A 20248-nucleotide genomic window follows, 5' to 3' on the forward strand; every position below is an offset into this window, starting at 1 on the left:
TTTCTTCTCATTTCACCAATTGAAAATCACAACAAAATTGATGGCTTTAATATTTCTTTGCAAGTCCAGAAAAATGTGACTCCACAATTCTATCCATCTGATTAGCAATCTCCGCAAAAGGCTGGTTCAAGTCTAGAGTTTTAACACTTATCTGACTTCCATGCATTTGATACACATTGTCCGGTTGTATTTCTTCTTCTGTCTTTGCATAGAGAAGCATTCCAGAAACTGTATTTTTCTCCTCTCCAAATTGATAACTCCGATTTTTTACGTATGTAAAAATCTGATACAAATTATTGGAATGAATCGTATGTTTATCAAACTGGGACTGTGTTGTGTGACTATAGTATTTTGCGTCAATAATAAGTACAGTATTGCCACGTTGCAGATGAATATCACTTTGCATGACCGGAAGCATGGTTCCAATACCATCATCCAGTGACCACGGAATCTGTGATGCACTGACAGATAATTCAGGATAATGTCTGCTGTAATATTCCAGAATAAATTTCTCATACAACCTACACATACGTTGCTCATCTACGAAAGAGGCTAACCTATAGTCACCTGAATCTGTTGTAATAAGCATCCCCTCAATAATCAACTGGCAAATACTTACAAGCATTCTATATGTTTGATTGTTACGCTGAAAACGAATGGACGACCATTTAATTCCTGTTGGTTCTATTATCTCTACATTTGAAAAATACAACATTTTCTTTTTTAGATCATCTTTGTATTTTGCTTGCACTTTTCCATTGCGTAAAAGAAGCGTAACAGTTGTTTTCAGTATTTGATTCAGTAAATTGTTTTCTGACAACTCATCAAAGTCGCAAGTAAGTACCCTTTTATGTGCCAACCTATTTTTAATTGTACCCGGCATATTTATTTTGCCGCGCATAACTGAAAGTTCTTCCTGACGACTTATGTATTCTCTATATAGCCCTTGCTTTAACTGCAATCCAATTCCCTTAGACAGAATCGCTGCCAGCAGATTATACATCTCGTCAAAAGACTCTACTGCAACATCTTCATAGGTTTCTTGGTTCAGTGCCTGAAAAGTATAAGAAAGCATATGATAAATATTATTGATTAAAATGCTCTTATCCTTTGTCATTGAAATACACCGTGCAAAATATTCTCCCAACGTTGCAGTTTGTCTGTATCATCAAACCAGTATTCTGCTAACATAGGCAACACATCAAAATCAACCACATCTTGCATCCATTCTTCTGTACACTCATCTGTGTTACAGAAATAGCTATGCCCAATACAGAAACCTTTACCAAGTGATTTATCTTTAGCAATTTCTTGGTTCAATTCCTTAATACGGTCAATCAGAGTATTGAATGTGTCGTTTGCGAATCCTTCCTGATATTTAATAAAACCTTCTGAATCAAATCCCGGTTCCATATCAAAGAAGCTAAAACGACGACGAAGTGCGTAATCAATCATCGCCAGACTTCTATCAGCAGTATTCATCATACCAATGATATGTAGACGCTTTGGGACAGAGAAACTTAGGCCATTGTAGGCTAATGTTGCTTTCGTATCTCTATAATCTGCCTCAATTAACATGAGTAACTCACCAAAGATCTTACTCATATTTCCACGGTTGATCTCATCAATGATAAAGAAATAATCTTTATCAGGATGGTTTGCAGCCTTTTGACAAAATCTATAGAAAATACCATACTTCAATTCAAATCCATCTTCAACCGGCTTATACCCCATCATGAAATCTTCATAGGAATAATTTTGATGGAATTGCACAAACTCTATGCGATCATCATCCTTCTCACCCATAATCGAATATGCAAGTCTCTTTGCCGCAAATGTCTTTCCAACACCTGGAGCACCTTGAAGAATAATATTTTTCTTCTTTTTCAAAACTGCAACTAAGCGCTCATACTTTGCTTCAGTCATATATACATCATTTAAGAACTTTTCTTTGTCATATTTTTCAATACTATCTGCTGCAGGTGGTGCTGGATTTTCATCACGAATCATGTCATAAATGAAATCATATTCACCCTTTGTCAGTTTGAACAGACTACCCTGCGGATTACCAAAGTACTCCATCTTTTCAAGTTCTGGACAAGCTTTCAGAGTTGCATAATCAATTGGAGAAGACAGCCCTTCTACTTTTTCAAAATAAATTGATTTTCCATCTTGTTCCGCACTAATTTTGAGAATTGCAACTACCTGCTTTACCGGTGTGGACTCATAGCCGATTATCATATCTCCAGCCTTTGCATCTAAGAAATTCTGAAAAATACGCCGTTTATTGCCATTATCATTATATAATGTATAATCCTGTACTTCTCCAACTGGCATGCTAGCCATACTCCATATTTTGGGATTTGCATTCAAAAACCAGTATCTATGATCTTCTTCTCCTTCTTCATCTTGCGCATACAAAAGGACTTCTGATAAATCGACTTGATCTAGAGCTTCTGCTAATTCATCACGAAGTTTCCAAACATAAGATCCTTCTTCATCTTTTGCAGCATTCTTACCAACATATAATACAGGCCAAAATCGAGAGTTTTCTTCATCTCTTGCAATTACTGGACATCCAGTTTTTTGAACAATACGTCTTGCCAATGCAACAGATCCACTATTATAAAAGTTCTTGGTTTCTCCATATTTCACAGCAAGCTGAGTGCAAGTAGCCTTTCCACCATAATCCTTCATTCGTTTCATGATTTCGAGACTGCTCTCATTAAATACGTCTTTATCTGTCAGAAGCTCTAACCAATCCTCTACCGTTAATGCCGGAGTATAATCAGTCGGCCACCACTCATCCGCTTTAGGACCTGGTTCCTCCTTGTTCCAATAGCGAGAAATAAAGAAGCCCACATCTATTGTAAGAGTTCGTAATTCAGGATCAGCGTAACATGTAGATGTCAGCTGAGAATTAAGCAGATTTTTAAGTTCATCATCCTGCTGAAGTTCAGCACAAATCTCATCATAAAATGCCACAAAATTCCTGATGTTATCAGCATAAGCACCCTTTTTGAATCGATAATCACTTTCCAGCTCCGACGAGACAGCTTTTACTTCACTCAATTTGTAGATGTAATATTTATCCGGATATCGAAGCCATAAATATGTCATTATCGCATTTTCATACTGGTAATGCTGAGCCGCTCCATTGCCATACCTCTCTAATAACGTATTAGATTTATTTTTGAAGCTGGCTACTCTCTCGTATAAATCCTTGCTCTCATCATACAGTTCAATATACATTGAGCGTACTTCTTCTGGCGCAATCTCTGCAAACTTGGTAATCATTCTTGCTGGGAAGTTATTTACCGATGTCAACAAATTAGCCGTCTGAGCAAGTGACTTTGTTAGCATCTGTGCAAAATCATCTGAATTGACATCCCAATTTAACTGAAAGCATTGCACAGCCTCCCATTTATATTTTTCATTAGGCCACTGTTGTTGCACAAAGCGTTTTTTGTACTCTACCAGCACTTCTTTTAGTCGAAATTTATCGAACACTGTCTTTCACCGCCTTTATACTGATTCTCTAAGACTTTTATAAATCTCATCAGAAAAAATTCCCATCACCTGATGTTTCATTTCATCATTTGACAACAACATTGAAAAGAAATCTTGATTCTGTGACAATCCTTCAATAAGTGCATCATCAATATCATCAAAATAAGAGAACTCAAAGTCTTGCTGTGTATTATTCTTAGCACTTGTTTTAAGTTTATCTGATTTCATAAGGATATCTCTAATCTGCAGCATAGCCTTTACAACAACATCGTTATCATAGTTCTTGCCAGTCTTGCTGTTAATCTCATCGATTATTTCAGACAGTCTCTTTTCTTTATCCTCACTCAAACCAAAGTGTTCCGCCGTTGGCAATTTCATTACCGGCTTTGCAACCAGATCAGATGAAACATGTTCTTCACCCTTTTTCTGAACAAATTGAGAGGCTTTGATCTTTCCATCTAAATTAAAACCACCACCCGGATGCTTAATATTGATATAAGCTAACAGGTATGAAATAAAGTTATATTTCTTGTGCAAATCAGTATCTTCAAAACTAGAAACTTGAAGCAAAAACTCATAATAACGAACAAATCCACGCATATCTGCCACAGCTTGACGCTGTGTTTCATATTCATAATGTTCCAGTAGCTTCTTGCTTTTCTGCAGGAAGAATGTCAATCTTTGCTTCTGTTTTCCTGTTACTTTCTGTGAATACAATATATCATTTGCAGCTTCAATGTCAGCCGGATCAAATAATGCATAGGCATCAATAGTAGCTTCCAAGTCGTAAATTGCATTAGGCGTTACTGAATTTGCCAGTAATGTTGTGGTGTAGTATGGAGCAAATGCAGCTTTGATATCCTCGTATGTATTTACAAAATCCAACACAAATGTCTTTTTATCATATGGAGCACAAATACGATTCAGTCTCGAAAGTGTCTGGACAGCATTAACACCTCTTAGTTTTTTCAGAACATACATTGCGCACAGTTTTGGCTGATCAAAACCTGTCTGATATTTATTAGCAACCAAAAGCACTTGATAATTATCTGTATCAAATTCTTTGGTGAGTCTATCCTCCGGAAAACCATTGATAGATGCCTCTGTATATTCTTTATCATCATCCGGTAGTTTTACTTTTCCAGAAAATGCAACCAGAGCATGAATTCCGTCGTAACCTTTCTTGGTAATGTACTCCTCAAAAGCCTGTCTATATTTAACAGCACCTTGTCTGGACGCGGTAATAACCATTGCCTTAGCCTGGCCACCCAGTTCCTGCATTACCGTTGTTCGGAAATGCTCAACAATTACTTCTACACGCTGTGCAATATTAGTATCATGCAATTCTATAAAGCGTGCAATCTGCCTCTTTGCCGCATTCGTTTTACAACGAGGATCGTCTTCGATTTCCTTGTTAAGCTGGTAAAAAGTTGAATACTCTGTATAGTTCTGCAGAACATCAAGAATAAAGCCCTCTTCTATAGCCTGCTTCATCGAATAAACGTGAAATGCTTCTCTCTGGCCATGCGTATTCAAACGACCAAACAACTGAATTGTTGTCGGCTTAGGTGTAGCTGTAAATGCAAAAATTGATACATTTGCTTGCTTACCGTTTCTTTTGATTTCACTTGAAATCATATCTTCAACATCTGATTCAGTTTGATCACCAGAACCAAGCGACATTGTTACCGCAGCCATATCTTTACCTGCAGTAGAAGAATGTGCCTCATCAATAATTACTGCAAAACTTTTATTCTTAAGGTCCTTTACACTATCAACAATATACGGGAACTTTTGAATTGTGGTTGCAATAATCTTTGTATTACCATTCAATGCAATCGCAAGGTCAGCTGAATTGCACTTATCGTCCATAACACGAATCAATCCGGCCTTATGCTCCATTCCCATGATTGCTTTTTGAAGCTGACGGTCAACAACAACTCGGTCAGTGACAATAATGATGTTGTCAAAAATTATCTTGTTTTCTTCGTCATGAAGAGATGTTAAACGATGTGCCAACCATGCTATAGAATTTGTTTTTCCAGATCCAGCGCTATGCTGAATCAAGTAATTCTGTGCAGTGCGATTTTCTCTAACATCGGCAAGCACTTTTCGAATAACATCCAGCTGGTGATAACGAGGGAATATCAAATTCTCAGAACGTTTGATTTTCCCGGTCTTATCATCTACTTTTTCTTTTGTCTCGACAAAAATAAACTTACTTATTAAGTCCAAAATCGTATCCTTTGTAAGGATATCTTCCCACATATAAGATACGCTATACTTATCTTCAAACGCAGGATTTCCAGCACCAGCAGTTACACCTTCTCCGTTTCCCATATTAAAAGGAAGGAAGAATGTAGCGTCACCTGCGAGTTTTGTTGTCATATACACTTCTTCTAAGTCCATAGCAAAGTTTACCAACGTACCTGCTTTGAACATAAAAAGACGTGTTTTGGGGCTACGGTCGGTTCGGAACTGATAAATTGCATCCTGATAAGACTGCCCAGCTGCATTGCACTTAAGTTCAAATGCAATAATAGCTAGTCCATTCAAAAAGATAACAACATCAATTCGTTCTTTATCGCTGGCCCACACTTCCTCCATTGCAGAGAAAATATTCTGTCCATACTTTCTAGTCAAATCTGGATTGAATGTAGTTGCCGGTTTTGTGTACATGAGTTCCAGCTTCTGATTAGAAATTTCGATTCCATGCTTCAGCACATCAAGAAGGCTGCCACGAGTTTTTGTCGTTTCAGCATTGATAAAACTAACAATCGTCTCTTCCAAATCAGACTTATATATTTTTCTCAGATATTCCATCGTTTCGTGCTGAGTATCTTCTAGAAACTTAAAGAGCATCTCACGGTCAACTGCAAAATAACGATCAAAGTCACTTGCCTTACGAACAACGTAACCATTATCCTTTTCCAGTCTTTCAAGAAGAAATTTCTGATATTCTTTTTCGGAAAGAATTGATGCGTGATGAAGAAGCTTCTCGCTGTATGAAGCAACTCGTTTTGCAGCATTTTCTGCATGTTTTTCCGCATCCAAGTTCGTAATATCAATTATCGTTTTATCATCCATTGATTATCCCTCCTTACTCACTTTTCAGCCGTTTGATTAGTTGACGTGCAAAAAGCAAAGCAATCTGGTCGCAACTATACTTGGATGAGTCAATCGCTTGTATATCCGCTATAGATGGATACTTTTCTTGTAACTGTGAAACCGTAATGTTGTGCAAAATCGGAAGAATCAGCTTCTGTCCATTTCTATTCTGTCGATTTAAAAACTCATTCAATTCACGCTCGGTCCACTCTCGATCAAAGAAGTTTTCCGAAATAACGATAATTGCAAACTCTGCTTTTTTCGTGCCGTTCAGAATACGATCCTTCCAATTATCTCCCCACTCCAAAGACTCTTTATCATAAAAAATCTTAATCCCCAGTTTGTTTAATGACTGATATAATTCTTCAATCAAATCTTCTTTGTCCTTGTTAGCATGGGAAATAAACACATCAAATTCAGGCAAGGTTTTTGCCTGATACTTTGGTACACTAACCATTGAAATTCCGTTCATTTTATTTATAAAATCTTGGTCCTTACTGATGCTCTCCAAACATCCAACGAGATTTTTGTAAGCATCCAGATTTCTATGAAACAGAATTGTTTTCATGCGGTCGCCTAATGGATGTTCTTTAAGATAATTATTGTAAAAAATCTCTACATCATTGATCCATACTTCACTCGGACGATTATATTCGTTTATATCCGTACCGATTGCCGCTGCATTAATTGGGCTTTTAATAGAATGAGTCCTTTCTAGCAGATTATTAAGTTGTTCTTCAAAAGTAGCCATTAGACAACCTCCTTCTTCCCAGTTACATACTCAAAGATGAGTGATTTCTTATATTCGTCAAGTGTTGCAAGCTGCTCTTTCTTATCAGAGATAACATCATCCGCCTTTGCAAGCACTGCATCGACATGTTCAACAATCGCTTTTTGTTCATCCAGCGGTGGAACAGGATATGAAAGATCCGCTAACTTGTTCCAACGCAAATCACAAGAACGAACTCGAATTCCGGTTGCCAGTGCAAGGAATACATCACTGTACGCCATGCTACGAAGATAGTACATAATGTATCGCTTGTTTTGGTTGGTATCTAAAACATTAAGCACAGGTGACGCCTTGCCTCTTGAATCAGAAATGCCAATAGCGCCTGCAAAGCCGTCCATACCATGTACAACCAGATCACCGATATCAATGCCTTGATAACCGATTTCTTTATCAGACATCGTAAAACCATCTTCACGTCGATTGCTTCTCAGGGTTACCTCACCATCGCGGAAACAGGTTATTACACCATCATCATCACGCACCGGCTTCTGCATATATCGTAGAATGTACTTGCCACGAATAACCTCCCAATGTGAAGGCATATTGCCAATCCATTGAATCCCGCTGTCCTTCATCTCGGCATCGGGATTCAGTCCTTTGGTGACAGTTTCGGTGATAACAGACCGCTTGTACTGCTCCAGCGTGTCGATCTGAGTTTGAATGTCGGTGGTCAGCACATCAATTTCAGCGCATTTAGCATCGAGAAAATCGGCAATGCGGTGCTGCTCACCTGTTGGAGCAACCGGTATAAAAAGGCCGCCAAACTTATCCATCGGAATGCGCATTCGAATTGTATTCAATTTTCCATTTCCAGATTCTTTAATAAGAATGCCATTTCCAAGTCCAAACAAACTGCGTTGAAACATCGTTGTCTGAAAGATATAGTTATAGTAGCGTACATCTTCCTTTGCATTCCAAGGGCGAAGCATATAATAAACAGGACTAACACAACCAAAATATTGCGACAGCCCCACAGAGCCAGACAATATATTCATGCTATTCATTACGATATCCCCAGGATAAGCCAGTCTGTATGCACTCACATCCTCTTTAGGTTTGTTTCCTCCACCTTCTTTTTGATCGTATGGAATGACGCCTTGTTTAGCAGTCAACGAAAGAATTTCTGTTGTCCTAACAGGATTATTTTTCTCAACTCGTTCTTGCAAACAGTATTTTATTTTTCTTAGTTCCCAATTGGAGGGAAGCTCTCCCAACCAAGAGATTCCACTCGCTTTCATTTCTCTCATATCAGCACCACCTTACTCAAACAGCTTTGCCACACGCTTTGAAACCGAAAATTCCAGTTCCATAAACTTTGTTTCCAGCTCTTCACTTGGCGTTGATGCCTGATATTTGTAGAAATACCGCGTGAATGGGATTTCAGCACCGGTCTTGATGACAGGTTTTTTCTTTCCAAGATCTTCCTCAAAGAAAGCGGCGGCATCCGGGATATGAGGCAAAACCTCACGTGCCATATAATCTTCGATGCTTTCCTCCCATTTCACCAGTTCGGTGTCCTTGGTTTCTTTGTCGTAAATAATCCTTCCCTTGCGGTCACGTTGAATTTCTGCATTCTTATCCATAATAGAGAGGCCATTAGCAATCTTGTCGAGCAATTTTTTATCAGATGTTGCCGAAGCAAGTGCCTTAGTCAGTACAGGCATAAACTCAGTCGGTGAATTATATACTTGTTCTGAAGTGACAGCTTTCAATGTAGTAATAATCTCATCGTATAAGGCCTGATTGTTTTGGAATGATTCCAATTTTTTCTGTTCTTTGCCAGTTAGTTCTTCAGCATTCTCCAATTCATTAACCTTAGCCTGATCATAGAGAGAAGAAAGCGCACCCTTAGACAGCATAGCTTCGATACGCTCCTCTGTAATGGCATAGCTACGCTGAAGAGGCTGCATAACCGTGTACTCACGGTAAATGAACTCCTCGTTGTCGTAAATCTTGCAGTACTCGTTTTCTGCAAATTCTGCATAGAGCTTCGTTACGGTGCTGCGGTCTTCCGGAGATATTTCATTTTTCTTATCACCCAGAGCCTTGCGCAGTTTGTGGAAGAAGGACGAAGCATCTATCAACTGAATCTTGCCCTTGCGCTCAGCACGTTTATTTTTTGAAAGCACCCAGATATATGTAGCTATGCCCGTGTTGTAAAACAGATCTGTTGGCAATGCAATAATTGCTTCGATTAAATCGTTTTCTAACATCCAACGACGAATTTGGCTTTCGCCAGAAGCTGTACCACCTGAAAATAATGGACTACCATTTTCAATAATAGCAGCACGACCAAAGTTATCATCCATTTTGTCAATAGCAGATTGCAAAAACAGCATCTGCATATCGCCGGAACCAGGGAGCCCAGCACCCCAACGGCCTTCAAATCCCTTTGCATATTCATCATTAACTGCTTTTTCTACACCTTCAGCTGCATCTTTACCTCCCCACGGAGTACCAAATGGCGGATTTTCAATAACAAAGCGCATCTTGGTTTCAGCAAATCGATCTTTCTTCATAGTGTCCTGATAGCAGATATTCTCTGCATTCTGACCTTTGATGAGCATTTCTGCAAGACAGATAGCATAAGATTCCGGATTGATTTCCTGCCCAAAAAGACGAACATCTGCAGTAGGATTATATCTCTTAATGAAGTTATAGCTTGTGGAGAGCATACCACCTGTACCACATGCTTGATCCAAAACTGTAATTACTTTTCCGTCGTCAAAGATATCGTCACAGCCTTCAGCTAACAAAATATTTACCATCAATTTAATGATATCTCGTCCAGTGTAATGATCACCAGCCTCAGCGTTTTCAGAGAATCTACGAATTAAATCCTCGAAAATGTATCCCATCTTTACGTTATCAATCGTGCGAGGATTCAAATCCAATTCTGAAAATGCTTTGACGACACTTAACAGGCGATCGTTTTTATCCATCTTGTCAATTTGCTTATAAAAGTCCAAACCTTTCTCAGCAGACACAATAATCTCCTGCACATTAGGAGAAAAACTCTGAAGATACGCTTTAAAGTTGGCTGCTAAATTGTCGGCATCATTAATCAATTCTGCAAGTGTAAATTCACTAGTATTGTAGAACTGAAACCCCGAAATACGATACATAGCTTTTGCCGGGTAATTTGGGTTTGCTTTAAACTGTGCAACCACCTTGTCTTTGGTAGGTTCCAGCGCACACTCAAAACGTCTGATGATAACCATCGGAATGATTACATCTTTATATTTATCACTCTGGTATGTACCACGCAGCTTATTTGCAATAGACCAGATAAAATTCACCTCTGTTGATACATCGATAGGGCTATCGTCCCACATTGCATCGATAGTCTGCTTTTGTGCCATTATATTTTCCTCCAATCAGACTAAGAGCTTCCTAACCCTAGTCATTGTTAATTTTATATGTTTAAGTGTCCAAAAATCGGGACTTAGTCCTCGATTCCCATCATCATCTTATAGTGCTGTTCCTGATGCATGGCAGTGAAAATCAACTCAAACACTTTTTTGCACTGTTCCACATCACTGCCATCATCAATATAGTTGAAGCCATCACTTATAACAGCTGGGCCGTCGTTCATATATGTGAGCATGCTTGAAGCAAGGTTGTATCGGTCATAATTAGGCTTCTGTCCTTCCACTTCATCCACAAACAACAGCTTATTCTGTTCCAGAACAATCTTGTGAAGGTCGTTTCCTTCGTAGCCACATATCTGAATAAAGTAGTATTCAAGAATATGTCGGATTACATTCTTCACCGTATTTGCTGTTTTCAGTTCCTTATATTCATCCCACAGAGCAGCATACGAGTTTTGAATTGGATTATAGTTCTCTTGCTCGGTAGGTACTCTCTGACTCTGACGCACACAAAGTTTAACTGAAGAAATGTTTTCTATCTTACGAATCATATAGAACGAAACGCTGTGATATCTCTTTGCTTGGTGATGCGTAATTTCCTTATGGAAATAAACATTGTGAGTCAGAATGAAAATCTGCTTAATATAGTCGCCGTCGACTTTATGGCTTCGATAGTCCGTATTGTTGTAACAAACCTCAATCATCTCTCTGACCAGAGCACTGACGATGAACAATGCTCCACTATCCATACTGGATACCGGGTCATCAATAACAACAATTTTATCTTTTACAGCTTCACTATTAAGGCTTCCTTTCACAAGGTGATAGTAATACAAGAATGCAATAAAGTTTCTTTCACCTTCGCTCAGTTTTTCTGCAACAGTTCCATCCGGCCGAATAACCTCATATGTATTTGCTACTCCGTCCTTTGCACGAAGATGGAAACCTTCAAAACCAGAATTATCAAGCAGAACATTGATGCTATCGATAGTGGCCTCAGTATTCACAATCTGTTTGTTTAGTTCATTGGCCTCTTTCTTCTTGGCAGTAGCATCCTTTTTTAACTGTTCCATTTTATCTTTCAATGCTTTTATTTCAGTGTCCAAATCAGACAGTGCTTTGTTGTACGCAGCTACATCAGCTTTCAAAAGCTCTGCAAGATACTCCCACACCTGCTTTTTGCATAGAACCTTCTTTGTTTTGAGGTCTCTGACTATCTCGTTATTTTCTTTGATTTTCTTATTAAAGCCATCAATCAGAGTGCCAATCTCAATGAGCAAACTATCAGTATCTTCTAAGGAAGCAATGGATGTCGGCTCTTTAATCTTTGCTGCAATTCTCTGTTTATTAATGGTTATCGCATCCACAAGAAGCTGAACTTTTACTTCATATTCTGACAAGTCTAATTCCGGCATAGCAGCAGATACATTGCCCTCCAGCGTTGCTACAACGGAATCCATCTCTGATTCATATGTTCTTTGAAAAGCATTAATCGCAGAGATGTCATCTTGATACTGTGCATCAAAGCATGCAGCTATTTCTTTATCAAAGTTAGACGGGAGTTTTTGCTGGCAATATGGGCATTTTCCGTCTGTCTGGCCAGCAAAATGAGTATGACCACTTCGCACCCAATCAGTAGCTTTTAGGGCTTTAATAAATTTTGCAAAGTCCGTATCACTGCTGCTGGAGATTGGTTTTCCCATCAATTCATATCCCGGCAGGGATGCATAGGTAACTTTACCTGCCTTAGACAGCATGTTGTACTGCTGTGCATCGCCAGAAAAAACGGTCCCATATAGAGTTTTTAAATCTTCAACATCATGAGCAACCGGCGTAATTGCTAAAATTTCTTGAGCGAATAATGCAGCTTTTTTCTTACCCTTAATAGCTTCATCGAATAGTGTTCTGGCTTCCGCACTCTTGCTCCAGCAGTCTGATTGAAATGTCGATAAAGCGGTATTCTTATCCGCTGTTTTCTGGTCTATAGCGGCCTTATGTCCGTTATATTCCTCACCCATTTTCTTGCGTTCTGCATTGAGTGTATCAACCTGCTCTTGAATAGCAATATTAGTTTCATTTACGGTGAATACACCAGCAAGATTTCCATAGTTACGCAAGTTAGCATTTATAAAATCTGTATCATACACAAGAACATCATAGTCAGTTGATGCCTTCCCAGCTTGCCACTGTAAACGCTCATCGTTTGCCTTAAACGTTCGTGCAATGGTAGATTTGCCTGCACCATTCTTCCCATAGAAGAAATTTACATACGTCGGTTCTATAACCTCATTGGAAAATGTGGCATCGTTTAACGTTATTTTTTCTATTGCTGATTTCATTTTAGGGTTCATATGCAAATCTACCTCCTGCTTCTATTCTTTAATTTTTCCTTCTCTGACCCATTCGTCAACTTCAGAGATTTTGAATTTATATCGTTTTCCAGCTTTATATACAGGTAATTTTCCTTCTTTTATCCAAGTACGGACTGTATCCTGACTCAAACTTAGGTGTTCTGCTACATCTTCAAGGTTTACCCATTTTTCAACTTGCATGTTTTCATATTCTGCACTCATATTATTCCTCCATGTTCGATTCCAGATGAGTGGTTGCGTATTTATAAAGAAAAGACTTGTATCCCAGCTTCCCTTAATACCTCTACTGCATTTATCTTTTTTATTGCCCAGTGCATACGATTCAATTCATTCGTTCCGCTGCAGCCTTCGATTCCGAGTTCAAACCGAAGTTCATTTATTTTCTGCTGTGGTATCCAGTTAAGTATTTGATAATATACTTTAATGCCATTGTCCTGAATCTTTACATCAACAATCAACCCATACGCAGCATAGTGGTCTTCATCTGTTTTCCCATAAGTGTGGTTCTCAGTCGCAATAATTGCCGGATAGGTTTTCAGCACCGATATTGCATCTTCTGACAAAGCCGCATAAGCTGCTTTCAGTTCTTTTGAGGTACTTTCCGTTATTGCTCTGTCCTTTCGAACAAGGCAATGACAGTACTGAGGATTTAATTCATCATCTCCAACAACCAGAAGGTGATAGAAATCTGTATTTAATGTAATGGTGTGCACTGCGTTAGGGCTTCCCGGCATGGGTGGTGCCCCACCCACCATCATTACGCTATAGGTATTGTTCACAGCGTCTGTATGAGCTACCAATGTATTATTGTTACCGGGCAAATTAAATGTCGTATTCGGTGTTTGCGCTTGCAAAGCTCCCGGTTGTGATGGCTGTAATTTATTCTCCATCTTTTTTCTGCCCTCCATAATAATTGTTCGTAATGCTATCGACATGCTGAATGAAGCTATTGTTATTTCCAGTTACGTTGAAATTAAAAACCATTTGCTGTTTAGATTTTTCTTTGTTCTGATGAGGATCTTCACAGTCCGCTTCAACTATGACATCTTCTGGTGAGCCATTAGCATCATTCTCAGCTATGTCACAATCTTCAAGCTGAATGTATCTGAGTTTGATATCTACTGGCCAATCGGCACCAATATCTCCTTTGTAAGTCCTTTTTGCTCCACCGGCAGACGGACACCAGAAATCGAATGTTTCAGCTCCAACTACATTATCAACACTACATACCGAATAATGAAATATACCTAATAGAAATGACTGCAAAGGAATTTCTTTCATATTTATGAGTTCTTTTTTCTGCGCTGTTGTTCCATCTTCTTTGATATAGAAAGATTGGCTATCATCAATGCAATTATCCAACGATATTAATTCGACGAGTGCTTTCACGAGTAGCTCGTCTTTTTTTATATCTCCTCCAGCATCAATGAAGTCATCCACAAAGCGGCACATTTTTCTCAATGTATCCACATACTCGTTCTTCACTCTTTCGTCAAAAACTCTCAATGCCGTTTTATCACCGAACGGGAAGTAGCCTCCGCCTGCATTCTTACATTTCTTATATTCTGAAGCGTTACCCTGAATTGTTTTAATTTCAGTCGGCATTGGTGTCGCTAAATCAGAACGTATCACTCTGGCCAAACCAATCAAAGTTTCATATTCAGTTAATCCATCTTTTTTTCCTGCGTAGTGTTCATTTGCACCCAGCAGTTGCTTTCTAGCCTCTAAAAGCAAGGTGAAAAACGTACCGCCACACAGTCTTAAATTTTCATTTTTTGTCATTGATTGTCCCTCTAACCAAATTTACCTACTCAACTTACTCAACTGTGAATGGCAAGCCTACTCAACTTACTATTTTCTAGCCCTGTGAAAAGCCACAGGGATTTTTTGATGTTTGTCGGCCGTCGAATCTGATGAATATAAACCAGAGCAACCCCCAACAAACCCTACTAAATCATCATAACACTTTTCGACATTATTTTCAATGTAGCGAGTATGAACGAACAATAAACTCTACAGCGAAATATGCCTGAAATCTCTGTTTCCACCTGTGACTGGTCACAAATCTATGCCAATCACAGGAGGTAAATGTTATGGCAAACAAAGACAATCAGAGCAAACAGTATCGTATCTACATCAAGGAATCCAAAAGCTGGGTAGACGTAAACAAGGAGTTCTACACGAACTACTACCGTGACATCAACGCCTACCGTAAACGCCAGCAGGAACATGGCCGTTGTGTCTGCCCTGCAAGCAAACGCTATTTATGCGACATGGACTGTATGACCTGTCCGTATGTCAAGGCTGGCGATCAGCTTTCTCTCGATAACACCGTAAGCGACGGTGAAGGAAATGAAAAGAGCTGGCTTGATGACATGCCGGATGAATCCGCAGCTATCGCTGAATTAATGGAGGACGCAGAACTTCTTCGTGCCCTCTACGCAAAGCTGAACGAGCTGGACCCGGAAGGCCGTCTTATCTGCCAGCTTATTATGGAAGGAAAATCGGAACGTGACTGCGGCAAGGAAATGGGCCTCTCTCGTAATACATTCGTGTATCGCAGGGACAAGCTGTTCCAGAAGCTCCGCTCCGAGCTTAAGGACTACATCTAATATGAATGGTCGTCCTCTGATTTTTTAGGGGACGATTTTTCTTTTCAAAAACTTTTTTATATTTTTTCGGCCAAACGGCAATCTCACCTCCATTGAGTAGTGTAAGGCGAAACAAAGCGACCTACAGAAAGCGAGGTGAACATCGTGAAACAGACTTTTCACAACCGAAGCGGCACTGACGCAGAAGTGATTGCTACTCTCACTGCAATCAGTCAGGTATCCGCAAGAATGGCGAAGAATCTCAGAATCATCGCCGCACACAGACAATCCGAGGAAGGAGGAACAGAAAATGTCAAAAATGAGCGATATGGCTATGACCATCGAAGAGCTGAGAAATGCCGCCGCTGCTATTAACGATGTAGCAAACTGGCTCGCACAGCAGTTTGGAGGAGCATCCGAAGCTACTGAAAAAGCAGAAGCCCCTGCTGCTCCTGCGAAAACTGCATTGACCCTTGAGGAAGTTCGAGCTGTTCTGGCTGATAAATCTCGTGCCGGGCATACAGCTGAAATTCGAGAGCTTCTTAAAAAGTACGGTGCAAGCAAGTTGTCACTCGTAGACCCGAAACATTATGAAGCCCTGCTTAGGGAAGTGGAGGTGCTCTAATATGCCACCTAAAGGACATTCAATCCTCTCCGCATCATCTTCTGACCGCTGGCTCCACTGCCCACCGTCAGCAAGACTCTGCGAAACCTATGAGGATAAAGGTAGTGATTATGCTGCAGAAGGTACCGACGCACACGCTCTTTGTGAATACAAGCTCCTTAAAGCTCTCGGCATGGAAGCTACTGATCCAACCAAAAGTCTCGACTGGTACAACGCCGAAATGGAAGATTGTGCCACCGGGTACGCCAGCTTTATTATGGAGCTTTTGGAAGATGCCAAGCAGACCTGCTCCGATCCAGTTGTTCTGATTGAACAACGAGTGGACTTTTCCCGTTGGGTGGAACAAGGCTTCGGAACCTCAGATGCTATTCTCATCAGCGATGGAACTATGCATGTGATTGACTACAAACACGGTCTTGGAATACTTGTTTGCGCTGAAGACAATCCACAGATGAAATGCTACGCTCTTGGCGCTCTGGAGCTTTTCGATGATATTTATGACATCGATACGGTCAGCATGACCATCTACCAGCCCAGACGTCAGAACGTTTCTACCTATGAAGTCAGTAAGGATGACCTGTATCAGTGGGCCGATGAAGTTCTGAAGCCTACCGCAGACCTCGCCTTTGCCAGTGATGGAAACTTCCTGTGCGGTGAATGGTGCGGATTCTGTAAGGCAAAGCATGAATGCCGGGCCAGAGCAGAAGCCAATCTTCTACTCGCACAGCACGATTTCAAACTGCCACCACTGCTTACGGATTCAGAAATTGAAGTCATTCTTTCCCGTGTCGACGAGCTGGTCTCCTGGGCCAACGACATCAAGGAGTATGCACTCCAGCAGGCAATCAGCGGTAAAGAATGGACCGGTTGGAAGCTGGTCGAAGGTCGCTCTAATCGCAGATATACCAACGAAGCCGCTGTATCAAAGGCTGTCGAATCTGCTGGTTTTGACCCTTATGAAAAGAAGCTACTTGGTATCACTGCTATGCAAAAGCTACTCGGCAAATCTCGCTTCGAGGAACTCCTTGCAGCCTATATTGAAAAGCCACAAGGCAAACCTACTCTTGTGCCGGAAAGCGATAAACGCCCGGCAATGAACACAGCAAAAAATGATTTATGGAGGAATATGACAATGAGTAAAAATGTAAAAATGACAAATCCCATGAAGGTTATCACTGGTCCTAACACACGTTGGAGCTATGCCAACGTCTGGGAACCTAAATCCATCAACGGTGGCACTCCGAAATATAGTGTCAGCCTGATTATCCCAAAATCCGACACAAAGACTGTTGCAAAGATTGAAGCTGCTATCGAGGCTGCATACCGTGAAGGTGAAGCAAAGCTCAAGGGCAATGGTAAATCCGTACCTGCTCTTTCTGTACTTAAGACGCCTCTTCGTGACGGAGATCTTGAAAGACCGGACGATCCTGCATACGCTGGCAGCTTCTTTGTGAATGCAAATGCAACCTCTGCACCTGGTATCGTAGATGCAGACCGCAATCCTATCCTCACTCGTTCTGAGGTTTACTCTGGAATCTACGGTCGTGCCAGCATCAGTTTTTACGCTTTCAACAGCTCTGGCAATAAAGGCATCGCCTGTGGCCTTAACAATTTGCAGAAGATTCATGATGGCGAGCCTCTTGGCGGTAAGGCATCTGCTGAATCTGACTTTGCAACTGATAACGACGATGATTTTCTTGACTAATGGAGGTAGCAAACTATGGAGACAATCGTGATTAGCACAATTCTTGTAAACATCTGTATCGGCTGCTTCGCTTGCGTCGGTCTCACTACTGCAATCTCTATGATTCAGAGTATCATCAACGACCATAAACGTGAAAAGCGTGAGCAGGAAAAAGACAAGCGCGACCTCGAATACCACGAAAAGCGCATGAAAGACTTTAAGTAATCTATCAACCTGCTGGCGGTGGAACTCACTGCCGCCAGCACATTTTCTGACAAAAGGAGACAACCTATGAATGAATTTGCAGAAATCTTAAATCTATTTATTGCTAATGTCATCTCCTATACCTTTTTTGCGGCGGTATATGGCTTCATCATCTACAACGTAGGAAAAATCATTTTTTACCTTGTTAGTTATGCGGTATACCACATTCGTCGTGACATCAATAAATATAAATCCAATAAAGATAAACAGTAACAAGGCAGGCGGCAGGGATTTCTCTGCTGCCTGTTTTGTAGAAAGGACAATCTCATGAAAACACTTAGTATCGATATTGAAACCTACAGCGATGTGCCACTTCAGAAAACCGGAGTATATCGCTATGTAGAGTCACCTGATTTTGAAATCTTACTCTTTGCCTACAGTGTAGATAACCAGCCCGTTCAGGTCATTGATCTTGCCTGCGGAGAACAGATTCCAAAAGAAATCCTTCTTGCTCTAGAGGATGAATGTGTCATCAAGTGGGCCTTCAACGCTACCTTTGAACGCATCTGTCTTTCTCGTTTCTTAGGTTATCCGACCGGAGAATATCTGAAACCGGAAAGCTGGCGTTGCTCTATGATATGGTCCGCCACGATGGGGCTTCCACTCTCCTTGGAAGGTGTCACGAATCAAAAAGCGCTTTGATGTGAGAGAAATAAAGTCCAGCAAGGACATCACCGACTGGAATGCTGGAAAGATACCAGTCGCAGTCATTCATCCTGCATCTGCTGGTCATGGACTCAATCTACAGGCTGGCGGTTCCACCCTTATCTGGTTTGGTCTGACATGGTCACTGGAATTATATCAGCAGACCAACGCCCGACTTTGGAGACAGGGCCAAGCCGCCGGAACCGTGGTGATAGAGCATATCATCACAAAAGGAAAATACAAATCAACCACAATCGTTTTCTTGGATACACGAAAGACGCGGACGGCAACCTCATCATCGATCCAGAACAGGCAGAAATCGTAAAGCGCATTTATCGAGAATATTTAGAAGGTCTCAGTATGGACAAGATTGCTGCAGGCCTGGAGCGTGACGGTATCCTTACCGGTGCCGGAGGGGAAAAGTGGCACACAAGCACCATCAACAAAATTCTCCGAAACGAGAAATACATCGGTGATGCCCTGCTTCAAAAGACCTACACTACAGACTTTCTAAACAAGACCAGAGTTAAAAATAACGGTCTTGTTCCACAATACTATGTAGAAGGCGATCACGAAGCCATTATTCCGAAGAACATTTACCAGCAGATACAGGAAGAACTTGTCCGCAGACGAGTGGTAAAAACCAGTGACAATGGCAAAAAACGAAGCTACAGTTGCAATCACTGCTTCTCCCAAATCGTCATTTTCGGCGAATGCGGTGAAATGTTCCGAAGACTCCACTGGAACAATCGAGGCGTCAAATCAATTGTCTGGCGCTGCATCAGCAGGCTGGAATCCACCGGACTTGAATGCCACGCTCGAACCATCAATGAGCTGGTTCTTCAGGATGCCGTTGTCAATGCCATCAATCAATTACTCGGCGACAAAAATAACTATCAGGCACAGCTCCAGCTTAACATTGCCGCAGTCATCCGAGCTTCACAGGTAACAGCCATAGACAGCATTGACAAGAAGCTAATGGCCCTGCAACAGGAGCTGATTCAAAAAGCCAACAGTAAAGAGGACTACGACGAAATAGCGGATGAGATCTTCAGATTCCGAGAACTTCGTCAGAAAACCACTGTCGATACCGCCGCAAGGGATGAACAGATAAAGAGAATTAACGACTTGCAGGATTACATCTCACAGCAGACCGCCCTCCTTACTGAATTCGATGAATCACTGGTGCGACGCTGGATTAAGCAGATCACCATCTGGGATGACCGCATAATAGTTGAATTGAAATCTGGCGTCAGCATTGATGTGGATGCATAACTCTATAGATATA

The 20248-nt window shown here is 40.7% G+C and carries 17 protein-coding genes and 3 pseudogenes; 10 read left to right on the forward strand and 10 right to left on the reverse strand.

The features are described from left to right. Positions 1-46: 46 nt before the first annotated feature. The 10 genes from mcrC to DMI82_RS11900 form a co-directional block, all read right to left on the reverse strand. Positions 47-1117, reverse strand: a complete 1071-nt coding sequence (gene mcrC / locus DMI82_RS11855) for a 5-methylcytosine-specific restriction endonuclease system specificity protein McrC (RefSeq protein ID WP_110103430.1) — start codon at positions 1115-1117, stop codon at positions 47-49. Beyond that, on the reverse strand, positions 1114-3510 hold the full coding sequence (locus DMI82_RS11860; protein ID WP_110103431.1) for an AAA family ATPase: 2397 nt from the start codon (positions 3508-3510) through the stop codon (positions 1114-1116). Before DMI82_RS11860 ends, mcrC begins: the two co-directional genes overlap by 4 nt. Positions 3511-3525: 15 nt before the next feature. Then, positions 3526-6597: a type I restriction endonuclease subunit R gene (locus DMI82_RS11865; RefSeq protein ID WP_199579969.1), complete on the reverse strand. Its 3072-nt coding sequence runs from the start codon at positions 6595-6597 to the stop codon at positions 3526-3528. A 13-nt stretch (positions 6598-6610) separates the two neighbouring features. Beyond that, positions 6611-7369: a toll/interleukin-1 receptor domain-containing protein gene (locus DMI82_RS11870; protein ID WP_110103432.1), complete on the reverse strand. Its 759-nt coding sequence runs from the start codon at positions 7367-7369 to the stop codon at positions 6611-6613. Continuing rightward, positions 7369-8655 carry a restriction endonuclease subunit S gene (locus DMI82_RS11875; protein ID WP_110103433.1) on the reverse strand — a complete coding sequence of 429 codons (1287 nt, stop codon included), beginning with the start codon at positions 8653-8655 and terminating at the stop codon, positions 7369-7371. Before DMI82_RS11875 ends, DMI82_RS11870 begins: the two co-directional genes overlap by 1 nt. Positions 8656-8667: 12 nt before the next feature. Continuing rightward, the gene (locus DMI82_RS11880; RefSeq protein ID WP_110103434.1) at positions 8668-10770 is read right to left on the reverse strand and encodes a type I restriction-modification system subunit M; all 2103 of its coding nucleotides are present in this window, start codon (positions 10768-10770) and stop codon (positions 8668-8670) included. Positions 10771-10853: 83 nt separating this feature from the next. After that, a complete protein-coding gene (locus DMI82_RS11885; RefSeq protein ID WP_110103435.1) occupies positions 10854-13130 on the reverse strand; it encodes an AAA family ATPase in 2277 nt (758 codons plus the stop codon). 21 nt (positions 13131-13151) lie between these two features. Further along, positions 13152-13352: a helix-turn-helix domain-containing protein gene (locus DMI82_RS11890; RefSeq protein ID WP_008976224.1), complete on the reverse strand. Its 201-nt coding sequence runs from the start codon at positions 13350-13352 to the stop codon at positions 13152-13154. A gap of 41 nt (positions 13353-13393) precedes the next feature. Continuing rightward, a complete protein-coding gene (locus DMI82_RS11895) occupies positions 13394-14041 on the reverse strand; it encodes a hypothetical protein (RefSeq protein WP_110103436.1) in 648 nt (215 codons plus the stop codon). Then, entirely contained in the window at positions 14031-14933 is a 903-nt protein-coding gene (locus DMI82_RS11900; protein ID WP_110103437.1) for a hypothetical protein, read from the reverse strand. Before DMI82_RS11900 ends, DMI82_RS11895 begins: the two co-directional genes overlap by 11 nt. Positions 14934-15244: 311 nt before the next feature. Here DMI82_RS11900 and DMI82_RS11905 point away from each other — a divergent pair, with 311 nt between their 5' ends. The 10 genes and pseudogenes from DMI82_RS11905 (at position 15245) to DMI82_RS11940 (ending at position 20235) form a co-directional block, all read left to right on the forward strand. Then, positions 15245-15763, forward strand: coding sequence for a helix-turn-helix transcriptional regulator (locus tag DMI82_RS11905; RefSeq protein WP_110103438.1), 519 nt, complete (start codon positions 15245-15247; stop codon positions 15761-15763). Positions 15764-15907: 144 nt separating this feature from the next. Next, positions 15908-16117, forward strand: coding sequence for a hypothetical protein (locus DMI82_RS19655; RefSeq protein ID WP_146207156.1), 210 nt, complete (start codon positions 15908-15910; stop codon positions 16115-16117). Then, positions 16053-16367 carry a DNA ligase gene (locus DMI82_RS11910; RefSeq protein WP_110103439.1) on the forward strand — a complete coding sequence of 105 codons (315 nt, stop codon included), beginning with the start codon at positions 16053-16055 and terminating at the stop codon, positions 16365-16367. The genes DMI82_RS19655 and DMI82_RS11910 overlap by 65 nt, the downstream gene beginning before the upstream one ends. A 1-nt stretch (position 16368) precedes the next feature. After that, positions 16369-17481, forward strand: a pseudogene (locus DMI82_RS11915) (DUF2800 domain-containing protein); the annotation flags it as partial. Between the two features lie 18 nt (positions 17482-17499). After that, the gene (locus DMI82_RS20095) at positions 17500-18072 is read left to right on the forward strand and encodes a DUF2815 family protein (protein ID WP_173740051.1); all 573 of its coding nucleotides are present in this window, start codon (positions 17500-17502) and stop codon (positions 18070-18072) included. Between the two features lie 15 nt (positions 18073-18087). After that, positions 18088-18276: a hypothetical protein gene (locus DMI82_RS11920; protein WP_015524375.1), complete on the forward strand. Its 189-nt coding sequence runs from the start codon at positions 18088-18090 to the stop codon at positions 18274-18276. Positions 18277-18342: 66 nt separating this feature from the next. Further along, a complete protein-coding gene (locus DMI82_RS11925) occupies positions 18343-18528 on the forward strand; it encodes a hypothetical protein (RefSeq protein ID WP_110103440.1) in 186 nt (61 codons plus the stop codon). Between the two features lie 54 nt (positions 18529-18582). Then, positions 18583-18936 (forward strand): annotated as a pseudogene (locus DMI82_RS11930) (hypothetical protein); the annotation flags it as partial. Further along, positions 18932-19285, forward strand: a pseudogene (locus DMI82_RS20695) (ATP-dependent helicase); the annotation flags it as partial. The pseudogenes DMI82_RS11930 and DMI82_RS20695, both read left to right, overlap by 5 nt. Continuing rightward, positions 19204-20235, forward strand: coding sequence for a recombinase family protein (locus DMI82_RS11940; RefSeq protein ID WP_270406393.1), 1032 nt, complete (start codon positions 19204-19206; stop codon positions 20233-20235). The pseudogene DMI82_RS20695 and the gene DMI82_RS11940, both read left to right, overlap by 82 nt. Positions 20236-20248 lie beyond the last annotated feature (13 nt).

This window comes from Blautia sp. BCRC 81119, from assembly GCF_003184505.1.
Lineage (GTDB): Bacteria > Bacillota > Clostridia > Lachnospirales > Lachnospiraceae > Blautia_A > Blautia_A fusiformis.

Bases quoted from the DNA above. Each gene is read 5' to 3' on its own strand.
- mcrC (WP_110103430.1), bottom strand. From the start codon at position 1,117: ATGACAAAGGATAAGAGCATTTTAATCAATAATATTTATCATATGCTT.
- DMI82_RS11865 (WP_199579969.1), bottom strand. From the start codon at position 6,597: ATGGATGATAAAACGATAATTGATATTACGAACTTGGATGCGGAAAAA.
- DMI82_RS11870 (WP_110103432.1), bottom strand. From the start codon at position 7,369: ATGGCTACTTTTGAAGAACAACTTAATAATCTGCTAGAAAGGACTCAT.
- DMI82_RS11875 (WP_110103433.1), bottom strand. From the start codon at position 8,655: ATGAGAGAAATGAAAGCGAGTGGAATCTCTTGGTTGGGAGAGCTTCCC.
- DMI82_RS11880 (WP_110103434.1), bottom strand. From the start codon at position 10,770: ATGGCACAAAAGCAGACTATCGATGCAATGTGGGACGATAGCCCTATC.
- DMI82_RS11885 (WP_110103435.1), bottom strand. From the start codon at position 13,130: ATGAACCCTAAAATGAAATCAGCAATAGAAAAAATAACGTTAAACGAT.
- DMI82_RS11890 (WP_008976224.1), bottom strand. From the start codon at position 13,352: ATGAGTGCAGAATATGAAAACATGCAAGTTGAAAAATGGGTAAACCTT.
- DMI82_RS11895 (WP_110103436.1), bottom strand. From the start codon at position 14,041: ATGGAGAATAAATTACAGCCATCACAACCGGGAGCTTTGCAAGCGCAA.
- DMI82_RS11900 (WP_110103437.1), bottom strand. From the start codon at position 14,933: ATGACAAAAAATGAAAATTTAAGACTGTGTGGCGGTACGTTTTTCACC.
- DMI82_RS11905 (WP_110103438.1), top strand. From the start codon at position 15,245: ATGGCAAACAAAGACAATCAGAGCAAACAGTATCGTATCTACATCAAG.
- DMI82_RS11910 (WP_110103439.1), top strand. From the start codon at position 16,053: ATGTCAAAAATGAGCGATATGGCTATGACCATCGAAGAGCTGAGAAAT.
- DMI82_RS20095 (WP_173740051.1), top strand. From the start codon at position 17,500: ATGAGTAAAAATGTAAAAATGACAAATCCCATGAAGGTTATCACTGGT.
- DMI82_RS11920 (WP_015524375.1), top strand. From the start codon at position 18,088: ATGGAGACAATCGTGATTAGCACAATTCTTGTAAACATCTGTATCGGC.
- DMI82_RS11925 (WP_110103440.1), top strand. From the start codon at position 18,343: ATGAATGAATTTGCAGAAATCTTAAATCTATTTATTGCTAATGTCATC.